General features: G+C 60.4%; 22 protein-coding genes and 2 pseudogenes. 17 read left to right on the top strand and 7 right to left on the bottom strand.

The features are described 5' to 3' along the window. The first annotated feature begins 45 nt into the window (after window positions 1-45). The gene (locus IB250_RS02050; protein WP_008012177.1) at window positions 46-342 is read left to right on the top strand and encodes a DUF2388 domain-containing protein; all 297 of its coding nucleotides are present in this window, start codon (window positions 46-48) and stop codon (window positions 340-342) included. Between the two features lie 69 nt (window positions 343-411). Here IB250_RS02050 and IB250_RS02045 read toward each other — a convergent pair whose 3' ends face one another. Then, on the bottom strand, window positions 412-1,344 hold the full coding sequence (locus tag IB250_RS02045; protein WP_192342764.1) for a pyridoxal-phosphate dependent enzyme: 933 nt from the start codon (window positions 1,342-1,344) through the stop codon (window positions 412-414). A 256-nt stretch (window positions 1,345-1,600) separates the two neighbouring features. On the opposite strand from IB250_RS02045, the gene IB250_RS02040 reads away from it, so the two are divergent. Next, window positions 1,601-2,260, top strand: coding sequence for a methyltransferase family protein (locus IB250_RS02040; protein ID WP_192342763.1), 660 nt, complete (start codon window positions 1,601-1,603; stop codon window positions 2,258-2,260). A 106-nt stretch (window positions 2,261-2,366) separates the two neighbouring features. Here the strand turns inward: IB250_RS02040 and IB250_RS02035 are convergent, their stop codons facing one another. Together IB250_RS02035 and IB250_RS02030 are read right to left on the bottom strand one after the other, a co-directional pair. Further along, window positions 2,367-3,029 carry an HAD-IA family hydrolase gene (locus tag IB250_RS02035; RefSeq protein ID WP_192342762.1) on the bottom strand — a complete coding sequence of 221 codons (663 nt, stop codon included), beginning with the start codon at window positions 3,027-3,029 and terminating at the stop codon, window positions 2,367-2,369. Between the two features lie 127 nt (window positions 3,030-3,156). Continuing rightward, entirely contained in the window at window positions 3,157-3,564 is a 408-nt protein-coding gene (locus IB250_RS02030) for a response regulator (RefSeq protein WP_192342761.1), read from the bottom strand. Between the two features lie 271 nt (window positions 3,565-3,835). Here IB250_RS02030 and IB250_RS02025 point away from each other — a divergent pair, with 271 nt between their 5' ends. The 4 genes from IB250_RS02025 to IB250_RS02010 all read left to right on the top strand — a co-directional run bounded on the left by IB250_RS02025 (window position 3,836) and on the right by IB250_RS02010 (window position 8,362). Next, window positions 3,836-4,369 carry a sigma-70 family RNA polymerase sigma factor gene (locus IB250_RS02025; RefSeq protein ID WP_192342760.1) on the top strand — a complete coding sequence of 178 codons (534 nt, stop codon included), beginning with the start codon at window positions 3,836-3,838 and terminating at the stop codon, window positions 4,367-4,369. Then, complete coding sequence (locus tag IB250_RS02020; protein ID WP_192342759.1) at window positions 4,362-4,898, top strand: FecR family protein; 537 nt, start codon at window positions 4,362-4,364, stop codon at window positions 4,896-4,898. The genes IB250_RS02025 and IB250_RS02020 overlap by 8 nt, the downstream gene beginning before the upstream one ends. 85 nt (window positions 4,899-4,983) lie before the next feature. Next, window positions 4,984-7,347 (top strand): TonB-dependent receptor domain-containing protein, encoded by a 2,364-nt coding sequence (locus IB250_RS02015; RefSeq protein WP_192342758.1) that lies wholly within the window; start codon window positions 4,984-4,986, stop codon window positions 7,345-7,347. A 73-nt stretch (window positions 7,348-7,420) separates the two neighbouring features. After that, on the top strand, window positions 7,421-8,362 hold the full coding sequence (locus IB250_RS02010) for a class I SAM-dependent methyltransferase (RefSeq protein ID WP_192342757.1): 942 nt from the start codon (window positions 7,421-7,423) through the stop codon (window positions 8,360-8,362). Between the two features lie 111 nt (window positions 8,363-8,473). Here IB250_RS02010 and IB250_RS02005 read toward each other — a convergent pair. Further along, window positions 8,474-9,079: pseudogene (locus IB250_RS02005) on the bottom strand (helix-turn-helix transcriptional regulator); the annotation flags it as partial. Here IB250_RS02005 and IB250_RS02000 point away from each other — a divergent pair. The 11 genes and pseudogenes from IB250_RS02000 to IB250_RS01950 all read left to right on the top strand — a co-directional run. Beyond that, window positions 9,079-9,321: pseudogene (locus IB250_RS02000) on the top strand (P1 family peptidase); the annotation flags it as partial. The pseudogenes IB250_RS02005 and IB250_RS02000 sit on opposite strands and share 1 nt — an antisense overlap. Before the next feature lie 232 nt (window positions 9,322-9,553). Continuing rightward, complete coding sequence (locus IB250_RS01995; RefSeq protein ID WP_192342756.1) at window positions 9,554-10,141, top strand: TetR/AcrR family transcriptional regulator; 588 nt, start codon at window positions 9,554-9,556, stop codon at window positions 10,139-10,141. A gap of 101 nt (window positions 10,142-10,242) precedes the next feature. Then, window positions 10,243-12,000 (top strand): L-lactate permease, encoded by a 1,758-nt coding sequence (locus IB250_RS01990; RefSeq protein ID WP_192342755.1) that lies wholly within the window; start codon window positions 10,243-10,245, stop codon window positions 11,998-12,000. 227 nt (window positions 12,001-12,227) lie between these two features. Continuing rightward, window positions 12,228-13,601 carry a glutamine synthetase family protein gene (locus IB250_RS01985; protein ID WP_192342754.1) on the top strand — a complete coding sequence of 458 codons (1,374 nt, stop codon included), beginning with the start codon at window positions 12,228-12,230 and terminating at the stop codon, window positions 13,599-13,601. 9 nt (window positions 13,602-13,610) lie between these two features. Further along, a complete protein-coding gene (locus tag IB250_RS01980; RefSeq protein ID WP_192342753.1) occupies window positions 13,611-15,002 on the top strand; it encodes an aldehyde dehydrogenase family protein in 1,392 nt (463 codons plus the stop codon). A 3-nt stretch (window positions 15,003-15,005) separates the two neighbouring features. Next, the gene (locus IB250_RS01975; protein WP_192342752.1) at window positions 15,006-16,166 is read left to right on the top strand and encodes an iron-containing alcohol dehydrogenase; all 1,161 of its coding nucleotides are present in this window, start codon (window positions 15,006-15,008) and stop codon (window positions 16,164-16,166) included. 157 nt (window positions 16,167-16,323) lie between these two features. Next, the gene (locus IB250_RS01970; RefSeq protein ID WP_192342751.1) at window positions 16,324-17,889 is read left to right on the top strand and encodes an amino acid permease; all 1,566 of its coding nucleotides are present in this window, start codon (window positions 16,324-16,326) and stop codon (window positions 17,887-17,889) included. A gap of 420 nt (window positions 17,890-18,309) precedes the next feature. Then, window positions 18,310-18,498: a DUF1843 domain-containing protein gene (locus tag IB250_RS01965; RefSeq protein ID WP_008012203.1), complete on the top strand. Its 189-nt coding sequence runs from the start codon at window positions 18,310-18,312 to the stop codon at window positions 18,496-18,498. Between the two features lie 41 nt (window positions 18,499-18,539). Continuing rightward, a complete protein-coding gene (locus IB250_RS01960; protein WP_192342750.1) occupies window positions 18,540-19,184 on the top strand; it encodes a DUF1842 domain-containing protein in 645 nt (214 codons plus the stop codon). A 54-nt stretch (window positions 19,185-19,238) separates the two neighbouring features. Continuing rightward, a complete protein-coding gene (locus tag IB250_RS01955; protein WP_192342749.1) occupies window positions 19,239-19,820 on the top strand; it encodes a DUF1842 domain-containing protein in 582 nt (193 codons plus the stop codon). 314 nt (window positions 19,821-20,134) lie between these two features. Then, complete coding sequence (locus tag IB250_RS01950) at window positions 20,135-21,598, top strand: GDL motif peptide-associated radical SAM/SPASM maturase (RefSeq protein ID WP_192342748.1); 1,464 nt, start codon at window positions 20,135-20,137, stop codon at window positions 21,596-21,598. A gap of 248 nt (window positions 21,599-21,846) precedes the next feature. Here IB250_RS01950 and IB250_RS01945 read toward each other — a convergent pair whose 3' ends face one another. From IB250_RS01945 to IB250_RS01935, 3 genes are all read right to left on the bottom strand, one after another. Further along, the gene (locus tag IB250_RS01945; RefSeq protein ID WP_192342747.1) at window positions 21,847-22,773 is read right to left on the bottom strand and encodes a LysR family transcriptional regulator; all 927 of its coding nucleotides are present in this window, start codon (window positions 22,771-22,773) and stop codon (window positions 21,847-21,849) included. Between the two features lie 29 nt (window positions 22,774-22,802). Beyond that, entirely contained in the window at window positions 22,803-23,777 is a 975-nt protein-coding gene (locus IB250_RS01940; protein WP_192342746.1) for a quinone oxidoreductase family protein, read from the bottom strand. A gap of 84 nt (window positions 23,778-23,861) precedes the next feature. Beyond that, complete coding sequence (locus IB250_RS01935; RefSeq protein ID WP_192342745.1) at window positions 23,862-25,283, bottom strand: MFS transporter; 1,422 nt, start codon at window positions 25,281-25,283, stop codon at window positions 23,862-23,864. Window positions 25,284-25,373 lie beyond the last annotated feature (90 nt).

Here is a 25,373-nt window from a genome sequence, read left to right as displayed (position 1 = left end):
CCTAAATTATGTGTTACTTCCTTTACGCTTTCGGAGGACGCCGTCATGCGCCGTCTGTTGCTCATATCTTCACTAGTGCTTTGTTTGCCCGTTGGTTCGGCCATGGCCGATGTAGATGCAAAAGATGTCGCCACTTCGGCTGGGGTCTCCGCATCGCTGTACTCGACGTTCAAGGATGACAAAATCGTGATTCCCGCACGGGATGATGCCTCTAGCTTCGTGGCAAGTGGCGGTACGATTCGCGGCGTTTATCTGGAGTCGGTGCTGAAGGAAATTCGACAGAATCATCCCGACCTCAAGGCAAGCGACGAGGACCTGGCCAAAGCGATCCTCGCTCAATAAAGTCCAGTCAGTCGCTGTAACCTGTAAAAGTCAGCCGTGGGGCTCGCAACACTGGATAGTGTTCGGGCCCTAGGTTGCTTGCGCCCCAGCGGACAGGCGCGCCCAGCCCGCGACCAATTGCGCGCTGATGCTGACACCGCCGCACACCACAATCACTACATCATGGGCCTCGGCGATCGCCGGATGATCGAGGTACGCCACTGCCAATGAAACGCCGCACGCTGGCTCGACCAACTGACGCAAGTCGTTGGCGTAACGGACCACGCCCATGATCGCCTCATCATCGCTGAGCACCACGCATTCGTGCGCAAAATCGAGGATGTGCTGCACCGGCCAGGCCGCCACCTGCGCCGCGCCAAGTGAGGTGGCGACGGTATCGATGCGCGGCAATCTGACCGGGTGGCCGGCACTGATGGCGGCCGCGAAAGACGCCGCGCCCTGGGTTTCGCAAGCAACGATTCGACAATCCATGCGCTGATGACGGATCAGTCCAGTGAGCAGGCCCGCCAGTAACCCGCCGCCGCCCACCGACGTCACTAACACATCGACCTGAGGACAGTCCTCGAGAATTTCATCGATCATCGTGCTGTGCCCTTCCCACAGCACCGGATGATCGAAAGCGGGCACGTATTCGGTGTCCGCGCCCTTTGCGAGTTCTTTCGCCCGTTGATTGGCTTCGTCCCAGACCTTGCCATGAACGATCACCTGGGCACCGGTTTTCCTGATCCTGGCGCGGGTGGTTTCCGGGGTGGTGTTCGGCACCACGATGCAGGCTTTCAGCCCAAGGCTGGCGGCGGCCACGGCGGTGGCCAACCCGGCGTTCCCCCCGGAAGGACAGACCACTTTACGCTTGCCCTGCTCCGCGGCCTGACTGCACAGCAGGCCCATGCCGCGCAGTTTGAACGAGCCGCTGGGTTGCAGGTTTTCCAGCTTGAGCCAGATCCGCCGGGTCGGGGTTGACAGGCCTGGGTGCAGAATCAGGGGCGTTCTGATGTGAAGCATCGTGTGCTCCTTGTGACGCTCCCGGCCCAGCGAAATGTTCAACGCGCCGGGAGTGAATAGATAGAATCATCCTTATCCAAGCTTAGTTCACCCAGCCCCGCGACTACCGTCCTGGCGATAACGCGGTACCGCGTCGAATGACCGAACAACCACTGCCGCAGGCTGCGATTTTTTGATTTTTGAGCGATATTGTCAGGGGCAAAATCAAAAGATCGCAGCCTGCGGCAGCTCCTACATGTCCGTTGTGAAGTCAGTCATGAAAATCTCGGCCAAACTCGCGTTTTTCGCCCTCGTCAGCACCCTTGCCTACCTCGCTCTGGCGGTAGTCGGGCTGGGCGGGTTGGCAGCTTTTTTCTCGCACCCACCGTTGGTGGTCATTGCGTTTGCAACCCTGGTGATGGCGATCGTGTCTTTGTTCAGCGAGGGAAACCTGAGCTCCGGCGAACGTGAAGACCGGGCCAATCGCTGGGTATTGCCGGTTTTCGGGGTACTTGGGCTGTTGAGTGGGTACCTGCCAGCCTACACCGACCGGATCGACTTCTGGACCTTCGGTGGCGAGGGCGTGCGCTGGCTGGGCGCACTGCTGTTCATCGGCGGTGGCGCGCTGCGGATGTGGCCGGTGTTTGTATTGGGCAAACGCTTCAGCGGCCTGGTGGCGATTCAGCCGGGGCACCGGCTGGTCACCGAGGGGATTTATCGGACCTTGCGCAACCCCAGTTACTTGGGGCTGCTGATCAATGGCGTGGGCTGGGCGCTGGCCTTTCGCTCCGGCGTCGGGTTGCTTCTTGTGGCGCTGATGTTGATCCCGCTGATCGCCCGCATTCACTCCGAAGAAGCGCTGTTACGCACGCAGTTTGGCAGTGAATATGAGGCTTACTGCGCCCGTAGCTGGCGATTGATTCCCGGGATCTACTGAACCCACCACAATCTACTGTGGGAGCGGGCTTGCTCGCGAAGGCGGTGTATCAGTCGACATCAATGTTGAATGATGAACCGCTTTCGCGAGCAAGCCCGCTCCCACATTAAATGGTGTACAGGCTGATTTGGCTGTGCAGATCCACTCGCGCCTCGACCGAGTCGTAGCTGGCCAGGGTAGTGTGCGGGGTCTGGAGCGGATGAACATGGGTCGCGGTGATGACCATGACCTGGCCGCCCGCCGCTTCACCCGCACGAATCCCCACGGCGGCGTCTTCGAAGATCAGGCACTCGGTGGGCTCGACCCCTAACCGACTGGCGGCCAGCCGATACCCCGCAGGGTCGGGTTTGCCGGCGCTGACGTCTTCGGCGGTGACCATCACCAAAGGCTCGGGAATGCCCGCCGCCGCCATTCGGCGCAGGGCCAGCGTCCGTGGTGCGGAGGTGACGATGGCCCATTGATTGGCGGGCAGCGACTTGAGGAAACTCGCCGCGCCGGCCACTTCGACAATCCCTTCCACATCCTCGATTTCCGCCTTGGTGATCCACGCGGCTTCAGCTTCAGCGTCTACCCCGGGCAAGGCCAGACGAGTGATAGTGTCGATGGCGCGTACGCCATGGATGGTCGGCAGGAAGGTATCGACATCAACACCGTGGCGCAGGGCCCAGGTGGTCCAGATCCGCTCGGCGGCGGCGATGGAGTTGAGGACAGTTCCGTCCATATCGAACAGAAAGGCGCGGTACGAGGTGTTGAACACGGATGCTGACAAAGGGCGACTTCCAGAACCAGGCGAATGTTGTCAGGCAATGTACATCACCCACGGAGCTGCCGCAGGCTGCGATCTTTTGATTTTGCTTTTAGAACGAAGATCAAAAGATCGCAGCCTGCGGCAGCTCCTACACAGGCCGGTTCGAATGCAAGGCGTTTTGCACACAATCGAGCAACTGTCCCACCGCCCAAGGTTTCTTGATGAACGCAACCCGATGCTTGACCCCCGAACTTTTCGGGGTTTCGAAGCCGGACATGATCATGATCGGTTTGTCTGGCCAACGGTCGCCGAACTGATTGGCCAGGTCCGCGCCATTGAGTTTGCCCGGCATGGTGATGTCCGTCAGCAACAGTCCTACCTCCGGCGCGTGCTGCTCCAGAAACTGCGACGCGGCGTCCGCGCTGATCTTTGGTTCAACCGCAAAGCCTTCCTCCTGAAGAATTTCGCAAAGAAACTCCAGAATCAACGGGTCGTCTTCCACCACAAGAATCAATCCGTCAGACAAGTGCGCGCCCGCCGTCGATACTGGACCCATGACTGTGTCACTCCCTGATTACGTAATTGATTTCGCGGGCTGAAATCCGCCACCTACAGGTATGAGCAGCGGACTTCGTGGAAATTCATTTTTGATACAACCGGATGACGAAATCGGGCGAACTGCAAGCCTTGAGCCCTGTATCGATGCGATGTTCAGCGAGTCCTTGCTCTTGCGTTCGCATCAGACTTGAACGTCGCACAGCAACATGACAGCATTCGCAATTGCAACAACTTCCCATTTGCGAATTATCTTCGTTCGAGGTTTCGTCGTGTCGGGTCAGTCCGCTTCGTCTCTTTCCGAGCTTTACCGTGGGCATCATGGCTGGCTGTTCGGCTGGCTGCGCAAAAAGCTCGGCTGCCCCGACAATGCCGCTGACATGGCCCATGACACCTTCGTCAAACTGCTGGGCCTGGATGCTTTGCCGACATTGCAGGAACCACGGGCCTATCTGCTGGTGGCAGCCAATCGTCTGTTGATCAATCAGTATCATCGCCGCCGGGTCGAAGAAGAAACCCTTCGCAGCATGGTCGTTCTACTCGATCAGCAGACCCAACAAGGCCCGGAACAGATCATTGCCGTGCGCCAATTGCTCGGCAAAGTTCTGCTGCTGTTGCTCGAAGAACTGGAAGAGAAACCGCGCAAGGCTTTTCTGATGGCGCGTGTCGATGGCTGTTCCTATGCCGAAATTGCCAGACACCTTCAGGTCTCCGAAAGCAGCGTCAAGCAGTACCTGGCGAAGTCGCTCGCACACTGCCATGCCCGTTTGTTCGACGCCTTGCCCGAGGGGTTGAGCGATGACTGAAAGCCTCACCCAGGATCAGATCCGCGAGCAGGCGGCCCATTGGCTGGTGCGTCTGGACGAGGCGCCCTCAGCTGAAGTTCTGGCCGAATTCAACGCCTGGCATGCTGCCGATGCGCGCCACGCGCAGCTGTTCGAACAACTTCAGCAGCTTTGGCAATCCTTCTCTCCACCACCAAAAGCCCGGCCCCGTCGCGCCCGCCTGATAGGCGCAGCCCTGTTGTTGCCGGCGGCGATCGCCGTCGGTCAGTGGCTACCCGTGCAGAACTGGATGGCGCCCGCCACGCAGGCAACCGCTTCGCTCCCCGCCCCGCTGATTTTCCACGACAGGCCGCTGCCCGAAGTACTGGCCGAAATTGATCGGCATCGTCGGGGAATTATCTGGGCGTCGGATGCGCAATTGCAAACCCTGCGCTTCACCGGCGTGCTGCCCGCGCAAGACAGCGATGCCGCACTGGCCTTGTTGCAGGCGGTCTTGCCGATTCGTATCGAGACCTACAGCAAATACCTGGTGCAGGTGCGGCAGCGCTGAGCAAAAAAAATCTTCAAGACAACTGCCCGATTTCATTTCAGCCCGGTCATTGGAGTTAATACAGTCGATTCCATGAGCAACAACAATGACCCACCAGACCTTCTCCCTCTTTCGCCTGAGCGCTCTGGCACTTGCCTTGGGCTGCGCCGTTCCGGCCTTCGCCGACTCCGCGACAGACACCTATCACTTCGAACTGGGGAGCCAGCCGCTGGACACGGCACTGACGGCACTGGCCACGCAGACCGGGCTATCCATCGGCGTCGACGCGGCGCTGCTGCGTGGCAAAACGGCGCCGTCGCTCAGGGGCGATTACAGCACCGAACAGGCACTCAATAGCCTGCTGCGCGACAGTGGTCTGCAATGGCGCTTCAGCGGTAAAAACAGCGTCACGCTACGAACGGCTCCGGCGCCGCTGGAACTGGGCAGCGGTTCGCTGGCCCTGTCCGACACCGTGGTGTCCGCAACACGTAGCGAGGCCAGCATCGCCTCGATTCCCGGCACCGTGCAGTTGATTCAAGCAAAGGAGATCGCGCAACAATCCGCTGCCGGGCGCAAGGTGGCTGATATTCTCGGCACGCTGGTGCCCGGTCTGGCGCCCTCCTCCGGCACCATGAGCAACTACGGCCAGACCATACGCGGGCGTAACGTGCTGGTGCTGATCGACGGTGTTTCGCAGAACGCCAGTCGCGACGTTTCACGCCAGCTCAACAGCATCGCACCGTCGAGTATCGAACGCATCGAGGTGGTCTCCGGTGCCAGCAGCCTCTATGGCGCGGGCGCCTCGGGCGGCATCATCAACGTCATCACCAAGCGTAACGAGGGGCAATCCCTGGCGATGAGCAGCCGCGTAGGGCTCAGCACCGCCGACAACTTCAATCGCAAAGGTTTTGCCTACGAAGTGTTCCAGAGCGTGACCGGGCGCCAGAACGCCTTCGACTGGTACGTGTCCGCCGACCTGTTGCAACGCAACGACCAGTTCGATGGCAACGGCAACCGCATCGCCCAGGAAGCGTTTCAGGGCAGCAACATGGACACCGAGAGCCATGACCTGCACGCCAGATTCGGCTTCGATCTGGATGACGATCGACGCCTGAGCCTGTCCGTGCAGGAGTACGAGGACAAACAAGACACCGGCTATGTGGCCGGCTCTCGCAATGGCGCGTCGGTCGCGATCAAAGGCTTGCAATTGAGCGACCAGCCGTTCACCCATAACCAGGCGGTGAACTTCAATTACAGCGATCGCGATCTGTTCGGCCAGCACTTGATGGTGGAAAGCTACTGGCGCAAACAGCAAGCGCGGTTCTTCCCATACAACTGGGGTGCCAACGCCGGGGTCGTGGCGTCCGAGAGCGAAGCCGATGTCTATGGCCTGCGCACCGCCGTGGAAAGTACCCTGCCCTCGATTGGCAGCGCCACCGGCAACCTGGTCTGGGGCGCCGACTTCGAGAACGAACAAATCAGCCAGCAGGGCGACCGTTATCGCGTCGACGGCTTGGCCTACACGCCGACAGGCCAGCGCTATGCATTCGGCCCGGACATTGAAACCAACACCACAGCGCTCTTCGCTCAATCGAGCTGGGATATCGGCGACTGGACCCTGCGCGGCGGTGCGCGGCACGAGTGGATTCACAGCGACGTCGCCGACAGCATCGCCTTCGGTGGCATCTGGCAAGCAGGCGTGACTGAGGTGCTGCCCGGCGGCACGCTGAAGTACGAAGACACCCTCTACAACCTCGGTGCGGTCTACCACATCAGCAGTGCGCAGGATGTGTTTGTCAACTTCAGCCAGGGCTTCTCGCTGCCCGATGTGCAGCGCTTCCTGCGTGATGTGCGCGGCAGTTACAACATCCAGGACCTCAACGCTCAGGCGATCAAGGTCGACAGTTACGAACTCGGCTGGCGCGGTGACTGGGAGTCGTTGCAGGCCAATGTCACGCTGTTCGAGAACCGCTCGGACGTGACGCAGTACTACGACTCCGTCACCCGTGCGCAACGGCTGATCGATCAGAAAGAACGCGTGCGCGGTGTCGAGACCAGCCTGACTTATCACCTCGATCAAGCCTGGTCGCTGGGCGGAACCTACGCCTGGACCAAAGGCGAAACCCGCCAGAACGGCGAATGGCTCGACCTGCCGGCCACGCGCATCTCACCGGCCAAAACCACCGCCTTCGTTGCCTATGAGCAAGAAGACTACAACCTGCGGTTGCAGGCGATGCGCCTGGACAGCTACGACGCCGGTTTCAATGATGGAAACGGCCGTAAAATCGAAGGCTATACCACAGTCGACCTGCTGGCCGGCGTGGAATTGCCGGTGGGCAAACTGGACATGGGCGTCTACAACTTGAGCGATCGCAACTACGAAACGCTCTACATGCAGGCCAATGCGGCCGCGCCTTACCCTCATGCCGAAGGGCGTCGATTGGCGGTCAGCTATTCGGTGGATTGGTAAACGCGCGCCGTTCGTTCGTGGGGGGCGAATTGTGGTTAAAATGCCGCCCCCCATGCATGGCCGACTTTGCCCGATGAACCCAGATGCCCTTTCCGTCCTCCACGACCATTTGCTGACTGCGCTTGCCGCTGCGCCGGCAGAAACCCGTCGGCTGTTCCACGGCCGTGGCCGCTGCTGGCCGGGGCTGGAGCAATTGACCGTCGACTGGCTGCAAGGCGTGGTGCTGGTCTGCGTGTTCAAGGAACCGCAAGCGTCACAACTGGACGATTTGAAGCAGCGGCTGATGGCGATCACGCAGTCGCCTGCATGGACGACATCCGGCGCGCATACCTTGCTGCTGCAACATCGATACCTGCCGGAAAGCACCACCGAATGGCTGCTCGGGGAGCCAATCGAGGAGATGACGATCACCGAGGGCGGCCTGCATTATCGCGTGGACCTGGGCCGCAAACAGAACACCGGCCTGTTCTTCGACATGCGCTACGGCCGCGATTGGGTGCGGGCCAATGCTGATGGCAAGCGGGTGTTGAACCTGTTCGCCTATACCTGCGGGTTTTCGGTGGCCGCCATTGCGGGTGGCGCTACGCATGTGGTCAATCTGGACATGGCTCGCTCGGCCCTGAGCCGTGGCCGCGACAATCATCGGCTCAATGGGCATGACTTGAGCAAGGTGAGTTTTCTCGGCCATGACCTGTTCAAGTCCTGGGGCAAGGTCATCAGCAATGGTCCTTACGATCTGGTGATCATCGACCCGCCGTCCTTTCAGAAAGGCAGTTTTCTGCTGACCAAGGATTACCAGCGGGTGCTGCGCCGCCTGCCGGAATTGCTCAGCCCACAGGGCACGGTGCTGGCTTGCATGAACGATCCGGCGTTCGGTGCGGACTTTCTCATCGATGGCGTCACCCGCGAAGCGCCAAGCTTGCGGTTTGAGCAGCGACTGGAGAATCCGCCAGAGTTTCCGGATGCCGATGTTGAGTGCGGGTTGAAGGCGTTGGTGTTCACGCTGAAAAACTGAGTCACCGCCCGCCCCCTGTGGGAGCGAGCCTGCTCGCGATGACGGTGGGTCAGTCGATAACCGTGTTGAATGATAAACCGCTATCGCGAGCAGGCTCGCTCCCACAAGGTATCAACGCGGCTGCAACACCAGCGCAAACAGCTCTCCATGCCCACTCACATTGAGCTTGTGATAGAGATTGCGCCGATGCACCTTCACCGTTTCCGGGGAAATACCCAGTTGCTGGGCGATGGCTTTGCTGGAGAAGCCCTGGAGAATCAGCCGCGCCGTCTCGACTTCGCGCACGACAAACGCGCATCGAAACGATCCAGCAGGGTCGCCAAGTCGCCAGCCATGGCCTCGGCGGTAGGCCCTTCCGGGGGCATCAGTTGCAGGTGACGGCGCATGGCCGCCAGCACCCAATCACGCACACACAGCAGACGGCCCTGCTCTTCAAGGGTGAACGTCGTCGAGCGCCCCAACGATAAACCGAGCACCCGTCGTCGACGTTGACCATGAACTGCAACTCGTCGCGACCCACCACCGAGCGGAAGTAGCTCAGGTAATACTCGCTCTGCTGAAACTGGTCGGGAGCCACGGCGGCCAGGCTGTGCAAGCCATCGGCAATACCGGCACAAGCGGCCTGGTAGAACGGATCGAGCAGGTACATTAGTCCGCCAATTCTTCATGCTAGTCGGCGCCGCCCTTGGAGTCGAAATCAATCAGCAGCCGTGGCACAGCACGTGCCGCCAGCCGCTTATGAAGGCAAAGGCGCCCCCACCTGCGACCACCTGAGGATGGTCAACAACGACCACATCAGCGAGCTGTTCCTGGCCGCCACCGAAGCCGTGGAAGAAGCCATCATCAACGCCCTGCTGGCCTCGAACACCACCGAAGGCAACGGCCATACGGTGCCGGGCCTGGATGCCAACACCTTCAAAGCGCTACGCCAGGCCGGTTGGCCGGGTGGATTAGACTAATGGTACTTGAGTGCCAGCCACCGGCTTCTTACGATGTTGGTACGTAGCGGTTGGAGGTTTAAAGCCGTTGCGTAGGTGGTGAGTGAACTGAACCCCAATAAGCTCACCACTTGTTTCATGCGCATCTTGAGCCTCTGGCTCTACTTCCTCCCCATCAAAGAGCTTTGAGGCTCTTTTTTTGTCTGTCAAAAAGCGTCGGCGCTGAGCGGTCGGCCCGCGTCGCTGCATCTGGATGCACCGAAAAGAGCGCCAGCGCCAATTGCTGGATGTCGCCTGGCAGCTGGTTCGAGAGGAAGGCACGGAAGCCTTGACCCTTGGCCGGCTCGCCGAACAGGCAGGGGTGACCAAACCGGTGGTTTACGATCATTTCACCACCCGCCCCGGGTTGCTGGCGGCGCTTTATCAGGAGTTCGACGCGCGTCAGACCTCGCTCATGGACGCTGCGCTTCAAACCAGTGAACCGACGCTGGCGAGCAAGGCAATGGTCATCGCGTCTTCATATGTTGATTGCGTTCTTCTCCAGGGCCGCGAGATACCCGGCGTGATCGCGGCGTTGACCAGCTCGCCCGAACTGGAAAAGATCAAGCGCGAGTACGAAGCGATCTTCATGGAGAAGTGCCGCAACGCCCTCCTCCCCTTCGCCGGAACGGGTGAAATCGCGCCAGCGAGTCTTCGGGCGATGCTCGGTGCAGCCGAGGCGCTGTCCCATGCCGCCGCGACTGGAGAAATCACGCCAGTGCAGGCACAGGAGGAACTTTTCGCAACGATCATGGCGATGGTCGAAAGGAGCGCACGCCTCGGGGTCGGCCTCGAAACCTGAACGGCTGGCCCCGCCAAGACAGCAGCGTAATGCCACCTATACTCCAAACCACCTTCCCCCACGGGGGGCTGCGCTACCAACAATAAAAGCAGAGGTGGAACATGGTCTGGCAGCAAATCTACGACCCTTTCGATAATCCGATGCTATCAACCATCATGGCGGCGGTGCCGGTGGTGGTGATGCTGGCCTCCCTGGCGTTTTTCCACATCAAGGCGCATCTGGCGGCGTTGTTGGCCCTGGGCTCGGCCTTGTTGATTGCGATTTTTGCCTTCGGCATGCCGGCGAACATGGCGGGCTCGGCCGCGCTTTACGGCGCCGCCAACGGTCTGCTGCCGATTGGCTGGATCGTGCTCAACATCATCTTCCTGCACCGGCTGACCACCGAGAACGGCTCGTTCAAAGTGCTGCAAGACTCCCTGGCGCGCATCACTGACGATCGACGTCTGCAACTGCTGCTGATTGCCTTCTGCTTCGGCGCTTTCTTCGAAGGAGCCGCCGGTTTCGGCACCCCCGTGGCGGTGACCGGGGCCATTCTGATCGGGCTGGGCTTTTCGCCCCTGGCCGCGTCTGGCCTGGCATTGATCGCCAATACTGCACCCGTGGCATTCGGTGCCCTGGGTACGCCCATCATCACCTTGGCCAAAGTGACCGGGCTGGATGAAATGGAGCTGTCGATGATGGTCGGTCGGCAACTGCCATTTTTTTCGGTGATCGTGCCGTTCTGGTTGATCTGGGCCTTCGCCGGCTGGCGCAAGATGCTGGAAATCTGGCCGGCGATCCTGGTCGCCGGGGTCAGCTTCGCCATACCGCAATTTCTCGTGTCCAACTACCACGGGCCGATGCTGGTGGATGTAATCGCCGCGCTGATTTCCATGGCCTGCCTGACCGGTTTCTTGAAGGTCTGGAAGCCGGCCACTGTGCATACCTCCGCCGCGTTGTCAGGCCGGGCCGACGACTCCAGAGTAGAGCCTGACCCGGATGAGAAACCCAGCGCAACCTTTGCCAGCGACGCCAAACCTGCCGTGATGCGGGCGTGGATGCCATGGATCATCCTCACGGTCTTCGTGTTTGCCTGGGGCACCCAGAGCTTCAAAAACCTGTTCGATACCCGCCCGGTCATGGATCCGCAAACCCACTCGGCCAAGCTCGATCCCCAAGGCAAGCCGATGCGCGAGGCCAACCCGATCTTTGCCCCGACCTTGACCTTCGCCACGATTCACCAACAGATCGAAAAGGTGCCGCCCGTGGTACCTACACCTAAAAAAGAGGACGCGGTCTACAAGTTCACTTGGCTCACCAGCACGGGCAGCGGCATCTTGCTGGCGGCGATCCTCGGCGGGCTGCTGATGGGTTACTCGATCCCGCAGCTGCTGCACCATTACCTGCGAACGCTGTGGGTGGTGCGTTACTCGCTGATCACCATTGTGGCCATGCTTGCCCTGGGCTTCCTGACCCGCTACTCGGGCCTCGACGCCACGATGGGCCTGGCCTTCGCCGCAACGGGCATTTTCTACCCCATGTTCGGCACGTTGCTCGGCTGGCTCGGCGTTGCCCTGACCGGCTCGGACACAGCCTCCAACGTGCTGTTCGGCGGCTTGCAACGGGTAACGGCCGAGCAGTTGGGCCTGAGCCCGGTCTTGATGGCGGCGGCCAACAGTTCCGGCGGGGTCATGGGCAAGATGGTCGACGCCCAGTCGATCGTGGTCGCGTCCACCGCCACCCGCTGGTACGGCCATGAAGGGGAAATCCTGCGCTACGTGTTTTTCCACTCCGTGGTGCTGGCGATTCTGGTCGGCGGGCTGGTGACGTTGCAGGCCTATGTGGCGCCGTTCAGTCATATGGTGGTGGGCGGGCATTGATCGAGGCGAATGCTGTTGGCCATGGCCCGGGTTCACAACCCGGGCCATGGTTCAGGCCGGATAACCGCCGTTTACATCAGGCCGAAACTTGCGCATGGCAACAGTAGGCTAAGCTTTCAGCAGCTCATTGCTCACGATGCTCGATTCTGCAGGTTTTGGTTTTTTCTGGAGAGCGTCTGCAACAGCTACTTCAGACAGGCCCAAACCTTTCACGCAGGATTGACGTGATGACCGAGCCCCTCCTCAGCTTTGATGCACTCAAGCGCGCCGCTGCCTCCGGCGAGATCGATACCGTGTTGGTCTGCATGGTCGACATGCAAGGACGACTGGTCGGCAAGCGATTCCAGGTCGAGTTTTTCATCGACAGCGGCCATGAAGAAACCCACTGCTGCAATTACCTGCTGGCTGACGACATCGACATGGAACCGGTGCCGGGTTACGCCGCGGCCAGCTGGAGCAAAGGCTATGGCGACTTTGTCCTGAAACCCGACATGGCCACCTTGCGTCGCGTGCCATGGCTGGAATGCACGGCGCTGGTGCTCTGTGACGTGCTCGATCATCACCACCGGCGCGACCTGCCCCACAGCCCGCGGGCGATCCTGAAAAAGCAGATCGAGCGCCTGCGCGAACGCGGCTATACCGGCATGTTCGCCTCGGAGCTGGAGTTTTATCTGTTCGACGAAAGTTATGAGGCGATCCACAAGCGCAACTATCACAAGCCGAAAACCGCCGGCCATTACATCGAGGATTACAACATCCTGCAGACCACCCGCGAGGAGCCGGTATTGCGGGCGATTCGCAAGCATCTGCAGGCATCCGGCATTCCCGTGGAAAACTCCAAGGGTGAATGGGGGCCGGGGCAGGAAGAAATCAACATCCGATATGCCGATGCCCTGACCATGGCCGATCACCATGTGATCATCAAACACGCCTGCAAAGAGATCGCGCAACTGCAAGGCAAGGCGATCACGTTCATGGCCAAGTGGCGCTATGACGCCGCCGGTTCCAGCAGCCACGTGCACAATTCGTTGTGGGACAAGAATGCCAAGAAGCCGCTGTTCTTTGATCCCAAGGCCGAGTTCGGCATGTCGAAGCTGATGCGCGCCTGGGTGGCCGGGCAGCTCAAATACGCCAACGACATCACCTGTTTTCTTGCGCCCTATATCAATTCGTACAAGCGCTTTCAGGCCGGCACCTTCGCGCCGACGCGGGCCGTATGGAGCCGGGATAATCGCACCGCAGGCTTTCGTTTGTGCGCGGAAGGCAGCAAGGCCATCCGCATCGAATGCCGCATCGGTGGTGCCGACCTCAACCCCTATCTGGCCTTCGCCGCCTTGATCGCCGCGGGCCTGGCCGGTATCGACGAGAAACTCAACCTGGCGCCGCCCTTCGAAGGCGATGCCTACGTCGACGAGCACTTGCCCGAAGTGTCGAAAACCCTGCGTGAAGCCTGCGCCGCGCTCAAGGCCTCGAGCATGTTGCGCGAAGCGTTCGGTGATGAAGTGATCGATCACTACGTGCACACCGCCGAGTGGGAGCAGAAAGAGTACGACCGGCGCATCACCGACTGGGAACTGCAGCGCGGCTTCGAGCGCTATTGAGCACACACCATGACTGAGATCGTTCAACTCATCTCCCCGGTCGATGGCCGGGTCTACGCCGAACGCCGCCGTGTCGATGCTGCGCAGCTCGAGCAGGCACTGGCGGCGGCCGCAGCCGCCCAGGCGCAATGGCAGCGCCGACCACTGAGCGAACGCGCCGCGTTTTGCAGCGCCGCCGTGGACGCGATGCTGGCGATGAAGGCCGAGATCGTGCCGGAGCTTGCCTGGCAGATGGGCCGCCCGGTACGCTTCGGCGCCGGCGAACTGCGCGGCTTCGAAGAACGTGCGCGGTACATGATCGCCATTGCGCCTGAGGCATTGGCAGCAATTGAACCTGCGCCTGTCGCCGGTTTTCGGCGCTGTATCAAACGTGAACCGTTGGGTACGGTGCTGGTCGTTGCACCATGGAATTACCCCTATCTGACGGCGGTGAATACGATCATTCCGGCGTTGATGGCTGGCAACAGCGTGATCCTAAAGCACGCCACACAAACGCTGCTGGTCGGCGAGCGTTTCGCCGAGGCGTTGCGCCGCGCCCATCTGCCCGAAGGCCTGTTTCACAACCTGCTGCTCGATCATAAACAGACCGCCGCGATCATCGCTTCAGGACGCGTGCAGCAGGTGAACTTCACCGGCTCGGTTGACGCCGGCAAAGTCATGGAAAGCGCCGCCACTGGATGCTTCCTCGGCGTGGGTCTGGAGCTTGGCGGCAAAGACCCCGCCTACGTCCGGGCAGACGCCAACCTTGAGCATGCGGTGGAAAACCTGGTGGACGGCAGTTTCTTCAACTCCGGACAGAGTTGCTGCGCCGTCGAGCGTATCTATGTCGATGAAAAAATCTACCCGGCCTTTGTCGAGCGCTTCGTCGCCTTGACCCGCCAATACGTGCTGGGCAACCCGCTGGACGAAGCCACCACCCTCGGCCCGCTGGTCACGCCGAGCGCCGCTGAATTCGTTCGCGGGCAGATCGCCGATGCGCTGGCACAAGGGGCCAGGGCGCTGATCGATCCAAAGGACTTTCCCGCCGATGCACCGGGCAGCGCCTACCTCGCGCCGCAGGTACTGGTGGACGTCACCCACCAAATGTCGGTGATGCGCGAAGAAAGCTTTGGCCCGGTGGTCGGCATCATGCCGGTGGCCAGCGACGACGAAGCCATCGCCTTGATGAACGATAGCGAGTTCGGGCTCAGTGCCTCGATCTGGACGCAAGACCTCGCTGCCGCCGAACGCATCGGCGACGAGATTGCCACCGGCACCGTGTTCATGAACCGCTGCGATTATCTGGACCCGGCCCTGGCCTGGACCGGGGTGAAAAACAGCGGGCGCGGCGTCACGCTGTCGCACCTTGGCTATGAACACCTGACCCGCGCGAAATCCTTCCATCTGCGCCATGAGATCTGAGCCATGAGCCTGACCGCGAACTGGAACTACCCCACGAGCATCCGCTTCGGCGTTGGCCGCATCGCCGAATTGGCCGAGGTCTGCCGCAGCCAAGGGATCCAGCGACCATTGCTGGTCACCGACAGCGGCCTGGCGCGTGCCCCGATCACCACCGCGGCGCTGGAATCCTTGCGCGCTGCCGGCCTTGGTGTAGCGCTGTTTAGCGACCTCAAGCCGAATCCGATTGAAGCCAATCTGGCAGGAGGACTCGACGCCTGGCGCGCCGGCAAACACGATGGCGTGGTCGCTTTCGGCGGTGGCAGTGGCCTGGACATGGGCAAGCTCATCGCGTTCATGAGTGGCCAGACCCGACCGGTTTGGGATTTTGAAGACATCGGCGACTATTGGACACGCGCCGACGAAAGCAGCATCGCCCCGGTCATTGCGGTGCCGACCACCGCCGGCACCGGTTCCGAGGTGGGCCGTGCGGCGGTGATCATCGACGAGCGTACGCACACCAAACGCATCATCTTTCACCCGAAAATGATGCCGCGGGTGGTCATCAGCGACCCGGCCCTCACCGTCGGCATGCCGGCAAAAGTCACCGCTGGCACCGGCATGGATGCGTTTGCCCATTGCCTGGAATCGTACTGCGCTCCCGGCTTTCATCCGATGGCCGAAGGTATTGCGGTGGAAGGCATGCGGCTGGTGGCCAATGCCCTGGTACGCGCCGTACACACCCCCTCCGACCTCGACGCGCGCGCGCAAATGCTGGCAGCTGCGGCGATGGGCGCCACCGCTTTCCAGAAAGGCCTGGGTGGCATGCACGCACTCGCCCATCCAGTGGGCGCCCTGTACGACACCCACCACGGCATGACCAATGCCACGTTCATGCCCTATGTGCTGAAGTTCAACCGCCCGGCCATCGAGGAACGCATCACCCGCCTGGCGGCCTATTTGCGTCTGCCCTCCCCAGGCTTCGACAGCTTTCTGGCCTTCGTCCTCAAGCTGCGCAAAGACATCGGCGTGCCGCATACGCTGTTTGAACTGGGGGTGGATGACAAGCAGGCCGATCTGATCGCAGACATGGCGATTGTCGACCCCTGCGCCGGCGGCAACCCGCTGCCGTTGACACGAACTGGCGCGGCAGAAATTTTCGACGCGGCGTTTCACGGCCGTCTCTAGAGCAATCGTCTGTCCATGGCCAACGTGTGAGCACGCAACCTGGATGGATTTCAACCGTTAGAGGCAGGAGCAGTACAACAGGGGGTTGAAGACAAACCCATTCGGCAACGCACCACGCGGATGGATGTGGATCAAAACCTGAACAAGAGCACACGTTATGAGTCCAGTAAGCCAACCTGGCGCCACCGCGCCACAAGACGACGACCTCAAGGTGTTGCACAACATGGGCTATGCCCAGCAACTCTCGCGACGCATGGGCGTTTTCTCCAACTTTGCCATTTCCTTTTCGATCATTTGCATCCTCTCGGGTGGCATCAACTCGCTGGCACAGGGCACTTCGGGTGCAGGCGGTGCAGCCATCGGCATCGGCTGGCCACTGGGCTGCCTGATCTCCGGGGTTTTCGCCATGGCCATGGCACAGATTTCCTCGGCCTACCCAACGGCTGGCGGCCTTTATCACTGGGGCTCGATTCTCGGTAACCGCTTCACCGGCTGGCTGACGGCCTGGTTCAACCTGTTGGGGCTGATCACGGTGCTCGGCGCGATCAACGTCGGTACCTATTACTTCTTCTTCGGTGCCTTCGGACCGGCCCTGGGAATGGAAGACACCATCACCACACGGATCACTTTCCTGGCGATCCTGACCGGCCTCCAGGCCTTGTGTAACCACTTCGGCATCGGCCTGACCGCAAAACTCACCGACTTCTCGGGCTACCTGATCTTCGCCACGGCGCTCGCGCTGACCATCGTCTGCCTGATCGCCGCACCCAGCTATGAGTTCGCCCGACTGGTGACCTTCGGCAACTATTCCGGCGAGGCTGGCGGCAACGTCTGGCCACAGGTGTCGAACGGCTGGATTTTCATGCTCGGCCTGCTCTTGCCGATCTACACCATCACCGGCTATGACGCCTCGGCGCATACCTCCGAAGAAACCCATCAGGCATCCGTATCGGTACCGGTCGGGATGGTCAGCTCGGTGGCCTGGTCGTTGCTGTTCGGCTGGGTGATGCTCTGCTCGTTTGTACTGATGCTGCCGAGCATGGACGAAGCGGCGAAGCAGGGTTGGAATGTGTTCTTCTGGGCGATGGACACTCAGGTGAACCCGGCGATCAAGATGGCGCTTTACCTGGCCATTTTCATCTCGCAGGTTCTCTGCGGGCTGGCGACCGTGACCTCGGTTTCGCGCATGATCTTCGCGTTTTCCCGTGACGGCGGCCTGCCCTTCTCCAAAGCATTGGCATCCGTCTCACCGACCCATCGCAGCCCGGTGGCGGCGATCTGGACCGGTGCCACGCTTGCGGTATTGTTCGTGTGGGGATCGTCCCTGGTCTCGATCGGCGAAACGCCGGTTTACACGATCGTGGTCTCCTGCACGGTGATCTTCCTGTTCTTCTCTTTCATCATTCCCATCGTGCTGGGCCTGTTTACCTACGGGACTGCGAAGTGGCCGACCATGGGGCCGTGGAACATGGGGCGCGGGTTTTACTCATTGTTCGCCATCCTCTCCATCCTTTCGATGGTGCTGATCTTTGTCATCGGCATCCAGCCACCGAACGATTGGGCGCTGTACATCACGCTCGGTTTTCTGATTCTGACCGCGATTGTCTGGTTCGCCTTTGAAGCCCGGCGCTTCCAGGGCCCCCCCGTAGGCGACATGATCATCAAGCGTCAGGCAGAAATTGCAGCGGCTGAAGAGGCGTTGAACAAACAGGCTGGAAGCTGATTGTCATAGCCATGAACTAATGCCAGTCAATTAAGCAATCCATGTGGGAGCGGGCTTGCTCGCGAAGAGGGCGTATCAGTCGACATTAATGTCGCCTGGCACGCCGCTTTCGCGAGCAAGCCCGCTCCCACAGGTTTCGCATGCTTAACTGCCACAGCCCTCCTCGCCGGCTCCCTGGCTTGATTTTTCAAATACGAATAATGGCGATAAGGAACTTGAAGCTTATGAAGAAGTAACTGAACAGCACTTCCTTCATCGCCAAACTTAATATTGAACACGTCGCCTCCTAACCCGTCGCGATTAATAAAATAATATTAAAAATTACTCTTCAGTTGCCCATTGCATATTTATCCGCGCCTGCTTAACTGCCAAAACTGCTGATGACAGCAGTGCCCGCAAAACACCACGGAAGGAATCGTTATGAGCAGTTCAACTCGCCATAGCATGCCCCCCTATGGGGTGGCCATCCAAAGCGCGATCAAGGCCGGCAGCCTGCCGGAAATGAAGACGCTATTGAAACAACGCGATGCATCCACACCAGAAAACAAAGAGCTAACTACCGCTTACGAGCAATTGGCAAAGGAAGTCGCACGCCTGGAAAAGCACTAACAGCTATTTCCGCTCCCCTTATTGCAATGGAGGCAATAACCATGTCTGGTTCTAATCAACAGCTTGTCGGTTTGTTCCCGCTCGGTTACCGAATTGGTACTTCGGCACCGGGTGCACAAAGTCTGGCACTCAATCTTTTGGTCTTTACCCCTGACGAGACTGTCAACGGCACCGCCGCAATCACTCAGGCGACCAACCCGCCTCTGGATGTGCATTCCGATGTCTGGGGCGAATACACCTACCTGACGGTCATGTCACCCGGCGTCAGCAAAATCCTGATCACCGCACAAGGCAATCACGGCGGCTCAGGCTCGAACTCCATCGTGAATTTCAAGTTGCGACTGGTGGTGGGCACCGACTGGAAAGAAGGGGTCGCCAACTACTCGTACTTGAATGGTCAGCAGTGGGTCGAGGTCAACAATGCTCCCGCCCACCTCATTGAGGCGGTGCCGTCCCACGTTTCCCCGCTGCCGTTGGAACCCGGCCCGGTGATTCCGCCGGAGTCACCGTATCCGCCAATCATGCCGCTGTACGCCGCACCGATCCAAAGTGCAATGGCCAGTGGTGACCTGGCCCAGATGAAAAACCTGTCGCGCCTGGCCCAGCAGCAACTGGATCAGCAACCCCAACTGCAGACGGCGCTTGAAACGGCCAAGGAAGAAATCAGCCGGCAGGAACGCCGCTGACTCGACCACGAAACATGCCCGACTTGTCTTGAACACAAATAAGGGAGTAGCACCATGTCAATCGGACTTTTTCATACCCGCCTCAACATCAGCAGTCACCTGCTGGGCGCACCGGTTTTAACCCTCGATTTGCTGGTGGATACCGCAAAGAAAAAAGTCAGCGGGATTGCCAGTATTTTCCAAAGCACCTACCCACCCCTCAACTTCCGTGCCCGTGTATGGGGTGAGTACTCCGAGGCCAAACTGGTGCCGACGGCGGAGAACCACATCATCCTCACCTTGGCCGGCAGCCCGAGCGGCCCTCTCAGCCAGATCGCCCAGACCTTCGGTTTGAAGGGCATTTTAGGCGGCGATTGGGCGAGCGGTTATGCCGACTACAAGTACGAGAATCAGGGCCAATGGCATTACGTGAAACACGCGGCGGTCAGCCAGGCTCCCGTTATTGTGCGTCCAGAGCATCCGCACCATGCGGTACCGCTCTACGCCGTCGCGGTACAGCAAGCGCAAGCCAGCGGTGACCTGGCGCAACTGAAGGCCGTGGTCAGCCAGGGTGAACAGCAACTGGCCCACAGCGGTGCGCTGCGCAACGCACTGGACCAGTTGAACGTTGAAATCGCCCGGCTGGAGGCTCGCTAACCCGTCGGCCGTAGCAGCTGCCGAGCCTGCGAGGCTGCGTTCGGCTGCGAAGCCTGCGAGGCTGCGTTCGGCTGCGAAGCAGTCGTGAATTCAGGCACTGCGGTCTATCAGGTAAACCGCATGGGCAGGTTTTACGACTGCTGCGCAGCCGAACGCAGCCTCGCAGGCTCGACAGCTGCTACAGATTGCATTCGGATTGGCCAATGCTCGAGCTCAACAACAAAAGGTAAATCCGGTCGCGCCACTGACCCAAGGAAGGCGCGAACACTTCGATGGATTCGTGCCGCGCACACGTTGGTGCGCAAGGATTTCCCATGTCAGACACTCGCCCTGCCCGCTACCTCAGTGAAACCGACCTCAAACGCTACGTGCCGGTGCATGTGGTCTGGGAAATCACCCTGGCCTGCGATCTCAAATGCCTGCATTGCGGCTCACGCGCCGGCCACAGACGCCCCGATGAATTGAACACCCGGGAATGCCTGGACGTCATCGATTCCCTGGCCGCCCTCGGCACCCGCGAGATCACCCTGATCGGTGGTGAAGCCTATTTGCGCAAGGACTGGACGCAGCTGATCCAGGCCATCCACGATCACGGCATGTATTGCGCCATACAAACCGGTGGACGCAACCTGACGCCCGCGAAAATGCAGGCAGCGGTGGATGCCGGGCTCAATGGCGTGGGGGTTTCACTGGATGGATTGGCTCCGCTGCATGACGCGGTACGCAATGTGCCGGGCTCCTTCGACAAAGCGGTTGATACCCTGCGGCGGGCCAAACAGTCCGGGCTTGCGGTGAGCGTCAACACCCAAATCGGCGCAGCCACGTTGCCCGACTTGCCCGAATTGATGGACCTGATTATCGGCCTCGGTGCCACTCACTGGCAGATCCAGCTGACGGTCGCGATGGGCAATGCCGTCGATCACCCGGAGCTGCTGTTGCAGCCATATCAACTGCTGGAAGTGATGCCGTTGCTGGCGCGTCTGTATCGCGAAGGGGTTGATCGTGGCCTGCTGATGAACGTGGGCAATAACATTGGTTACTACGGGCCTTATGAACACATGTGGCGTGGTTTCGGCGATGAGCGTGTGCATTGGAGTGGCTGCGCCGCCGGCCAGACGGTGCTGGCGCTGGAAGCCGACGGCACCGTCAAGGGTTGCCCGTCATTGGCAACCGTGGGGTTTTCCGGTGGCAACGTTCGCAACATGAGCCTGCACGATATCTGGCACTACAGCGAAGGCATGCACTTTGGCCGCCTGCGCGGTGTCGACGACCTGTGGGGTTACTGCCGAAGCTGTTACTACAACGACGTCTGCCGTGGCGGCTGCACCTGGACGTCGCACTCCCTGCTCGGCAAACCCGGCAACAACCCCTACTGCCATTACCGCGCGCTGGACCTGCAAAAACGCGGGCTGCGCGAGCGCATCGTCAAACTTGAGGACGCGGCGAAGACCTCCTTCGCCGTCGGACGTTTTGACCTGATCACCGAACGCATCGACACCGGCGAGACGGTCAGCAGCGTCAGCGACAGCGGCCAGGTGATCAAACTGGCCTGGGCAAACCAGGGCCAGAAATCGCCGGACGAAGGACGCATTCCACCGCAATTGGCGCTGTGTCGGGGTTGTTTGCAGTACATCCATGCGCACGAAGTGAACTGCCCTCACTGCAACGCCGATATCGCCGCCGCAGAAGCCGTGCACCAGACAGACCGTGCCCGGCAACAAGCGATTATCAACACCCTGACTGGCCTGCTGGGGATGCCGCAAAATACCTTGATGTGACCTTTGTCACGCACATAAAAAACGCCATTCTGGGAATGGCGTTTTGTGCATTGGCCAATCAAAGCTGTCATACAGCTGCGACGCACTCTTTGTAGCAGCTGTCGAGCTCCAGCGAGGCTGCGTTCGGCTGCGAAGCAGTCGTAAAACCAGAGATTGCGATACGTCAGGCAGACCGCGTTAGCCAGATTCACGACTGCTTCGCAGCCGAACGCAGCCTCGCTGGAGCTCGACAGCTGCTACAGGTCGCGTTACGGCTTAACTGACCAAGGCGGCCCTTGCGCAAATCTTGCCTCCAGCCATTCCTTGAAGGCCATGAGCGTTGCCGGCGTAAAAGCTGCCGACGCTCGCACCAGATAAATCCCGCCCTGGGCATCCAGATCCCACTCCGGCAGAACGCGAACCATCTGGCCGTTGGCGATTTCCCGGCTCATCAGCCACTCGCCGGCGCCCAAAATACCGACGCCAGCCTTGGCCGCGGCGAGCAACGCCTCGCCGTCGTTAGAGGTCAAGGTGCCCTTGGTGATGACCTTCTCCTGCCGATCGCCCATCGACAAGCGCCATTCAGGGAATGCCGCCAGACCGGTGAAGCCAAGGCAATTATGATCACTGAGTTCTTTCGGGCTGGCCGGTAAACCATGCTGTTCTATGTAACTCGGTGAAGCGCAGAGAATGCGGCGATGATCGCTGAGCTTCTTCGCGACGAGGCGGTTGTCGTTCAGTTCACCGATACGAATCGCCGCATCGAATCCTTCACCAATAATGTCGACGACGCGATCGCTGTAATCCACCTCGACGGAGACCAGCGGATGAGCAGCCAGAAATTCCGGCAGCATCGACGCCAGCCACAGGCGCCCCATCGCCGCAGGAAAAGCCAGGCGCAAGACGCCACGAACCTGCGCCGCGCCCAGTGACGCTTCCTGTTCAGCCTCGATGATCAACCCCGTGGCGCAGCGCAGGCGTTCGACGAGACGGTTGCCGGCATCGGTCAACCGCACCTGTCGCGTCGTGCGCTCCATCAGCCGCACGCCCAGGCGCTTTTCCATGGCCGCCAGGCGCTTTGAAATCACCGTCGGATGGCGTTGCAACAGGCGTCCGGCAGCCACGAACGAATGCGCCGAGGCGACCGCAAGAAGCGCTGCAATTTCATCGATGTGGCGGCTGTCCAGTGGGTTCACAAAACACTCTTTTGTTCAGGTAAAAACAATCACGGCTTGAGGACGATCGCTCCGCGAGATTGGCCGCCTTCCAGATCGGCATGGGCCTTGGCCACGTCGGCCAATGCATAGCGGCCCCAGATGCCGGGCTTGATTATGCCCGCCTCGACCGCGGCCAGTACATCTTCGGCCCGTTGCCGGTATTCGGCGATATCCGTGGTGTGCGCGGCGAGTGAAGGACGGGTCAGGAACAACGAGCCCTTGGCATTGAGCGTGCCCACTTCGACCGCTGTCGGCGCCCCGGAGGATGCCCCGAAAGACACCATCAACCCACGCGGTCGCAAGCAGTCGAGCGACGCTTCGAACGACACCCGCCCGATGGGATCGTAGACCACATCGGCTTTCTTGCCGTGGGTGATCTGCGCCACATCCGCGGCCAGTGTCTGTGCATTGAACACCAGCACCGCATCGCAGCCCAGCGCCTTGGCTGTCTCGACACTCTCGGCCCGGGACACAATGCCGATGACAAAAGCCCCCAGGTGTTTGGCCCACGTCGCCATGATCTGCCCGAGGCCGCCCGCTACGCCATACAGCACCAGAATGGTGCCGGGGCCGACCGGATATGTCGTCTTCAGCAGGTATTGCGCGGTAATGCCTTTGAACAACACCGCGGCCGCCTCTTCAGCCGTCAATGCGTCCGGAATCGGCACCAGCCGCTCGGCCGGAAACAATCGCGCACTGGCGTAAGCGCCAACAGGCCCCGTTGCGTACGCCACCCGATCACCCACCTTGACGTTGTTCACCCCCGCGCCGATGGCGGCAACCCGGCCCGCCCCTTCAAGGCCCAGACCCGACGGCAATGGTAGCGGTACGGCGCCCTTACGCTGACTCACATCGAGGAAGTTGACGCCAATCGCTTCCTGCTCCAGCCAGACTTCACCCGGCCCCGGCTCACGCGCCGACACTTGCTCGATGGTCATCACCTCAGGTGCACCGGTGTGTGCGATACGAACGACAGAAACCATTGCCTGACTCCTTCACTTCAGCGCAGCCCATCTGCGCCATGTGGGGGAAGTATCGGCATTCGATTTAACGTGAACAATACGACCTCACTGCAGTTCATTACTGCATGCAGTGCAGCAGTGTGAAACTCGCAGCGTCAACGCGACAGCAAGGGCCAGGACGATCAACAGCATGGCGACGGCAAACGTTATCCGCATACCGCTGGCGATGGCGGCGGGAGATGCCGTGGTGATGTCTGCCGTCGCCGAGGCAAAGGCAAACACCGCGCCCATGACCGAGGCGCCGGTGATCAGTCCGAGATTGCGCGACAGGCTGAGCATGCCGGCAATCACGCCGCGCTGGTCCGCATGGATGTCGGTCATGATCGCGGTGTTGTTGGCCGCCTGGAACAACGCATAACTGGCAGTGATTACCGCGATGGGCGTGAGGTAACCGAGGATGCCGAAACCCGCCGGCATCATCGATAAAGCCCCCGTGCCGAGCGCCATTGCCACAAGCCCGAGAAGGGTCATGCGCCGAGTGCCAAAACGATCCACCAGGCGACCGGCCGGTATACCGGTCAGCGCCGCCACCAACGGCCCCACCGACAAGGCGAAACCGACAAGTGCCGTGCCGAGCCCAAGCGCACCCGAGAGATAAAACGGCCCGACCACCAGCGTCGCCATCATCACCGTCGAAACGAGCGTGCTCATGGCCAGGCTTGCGCTCAATCCTGGCTCGCGGAACAGCGCCAATTTAATCAATGGCGAGGCGACCCTGGCCTCAACAAATATGAAAATCCCGGCACCGGCAACAGCCGTCAGCAGCAGCGCGATGTTGACCGGCCCAAAATCACCCTGCCCGATCGTCATGGCGAGCGCATACGCCGCGAGCGTCAACCCCAGCAGCAACGTGCCAGTCTTGTCGAATCCTACCCGCAGCGCTTTCGTCTGCGGTGCATCCGCCGGCAAATAGCGATACGCAAGCCAGATATTCAGAATACCCAGCGGCACGTTGAGCAGAAAAATTGCCTGCCAACCGAAACCGGAAATCAGTAACCCACCCAGTGACGGCCCCAACGTGGTACCGATCGCCGACATCGTGCCAAGCAGCCCCATGGCACTGCCGGTCTGCGCTTTCGGCACCGTCTCACCGACAAACGCCACGGTCAGCGCCAACATGATCGCCGCCCCGAGCCCTTGCACTGCCCGAGCACCGACCAGCCACCCAAGCGACGGCGCGACACCACACGCCAGCGATGACAGGGTGAAAATGCCGATACCCGCCAGCAGCAAACGTCGACGGCCGACGAGGTCACCGAGTCGTCCGACGCTGACAATCAGCGTGGTGATCGCCAGCAGATACGCCAGAACAATCCACTGCACTTGTTGAAAGGACGCATCGAATGCCTCGGCCAGTGTCGGTAAACCCGCGTTGGCGATGCTGGTGTCGAGCGAAGTCATCAACATCGACAGCGAAAGACTGGCGAGCGCCCAGCGGACCGAACCTGATTGAGTGATGAGTTTCATTGTCTGACCACGTTTTTAAAGGTAGATCAGCAGCGTATGCCCGCGCATGACAAGGCGGAAGACGCACGCCTTGCACTTGATAGATGCGTT

The sequence above is a fragment of the Pseudomonas sp. PDM09 genome (assembly GCF_014852305.1).
Classification (GTDB): domain Bacteria; phylum Pseudomonadota; class Gammaproteobacteria; order Pseudomonadales; family Pseudomonadaceae; genus Aquipseudomonas.
The sequence above is the reverse complement of the archived record's forward strand: the minus strand, read 5'-3'. Positions and strand labels throughout refer to the sequence as shown.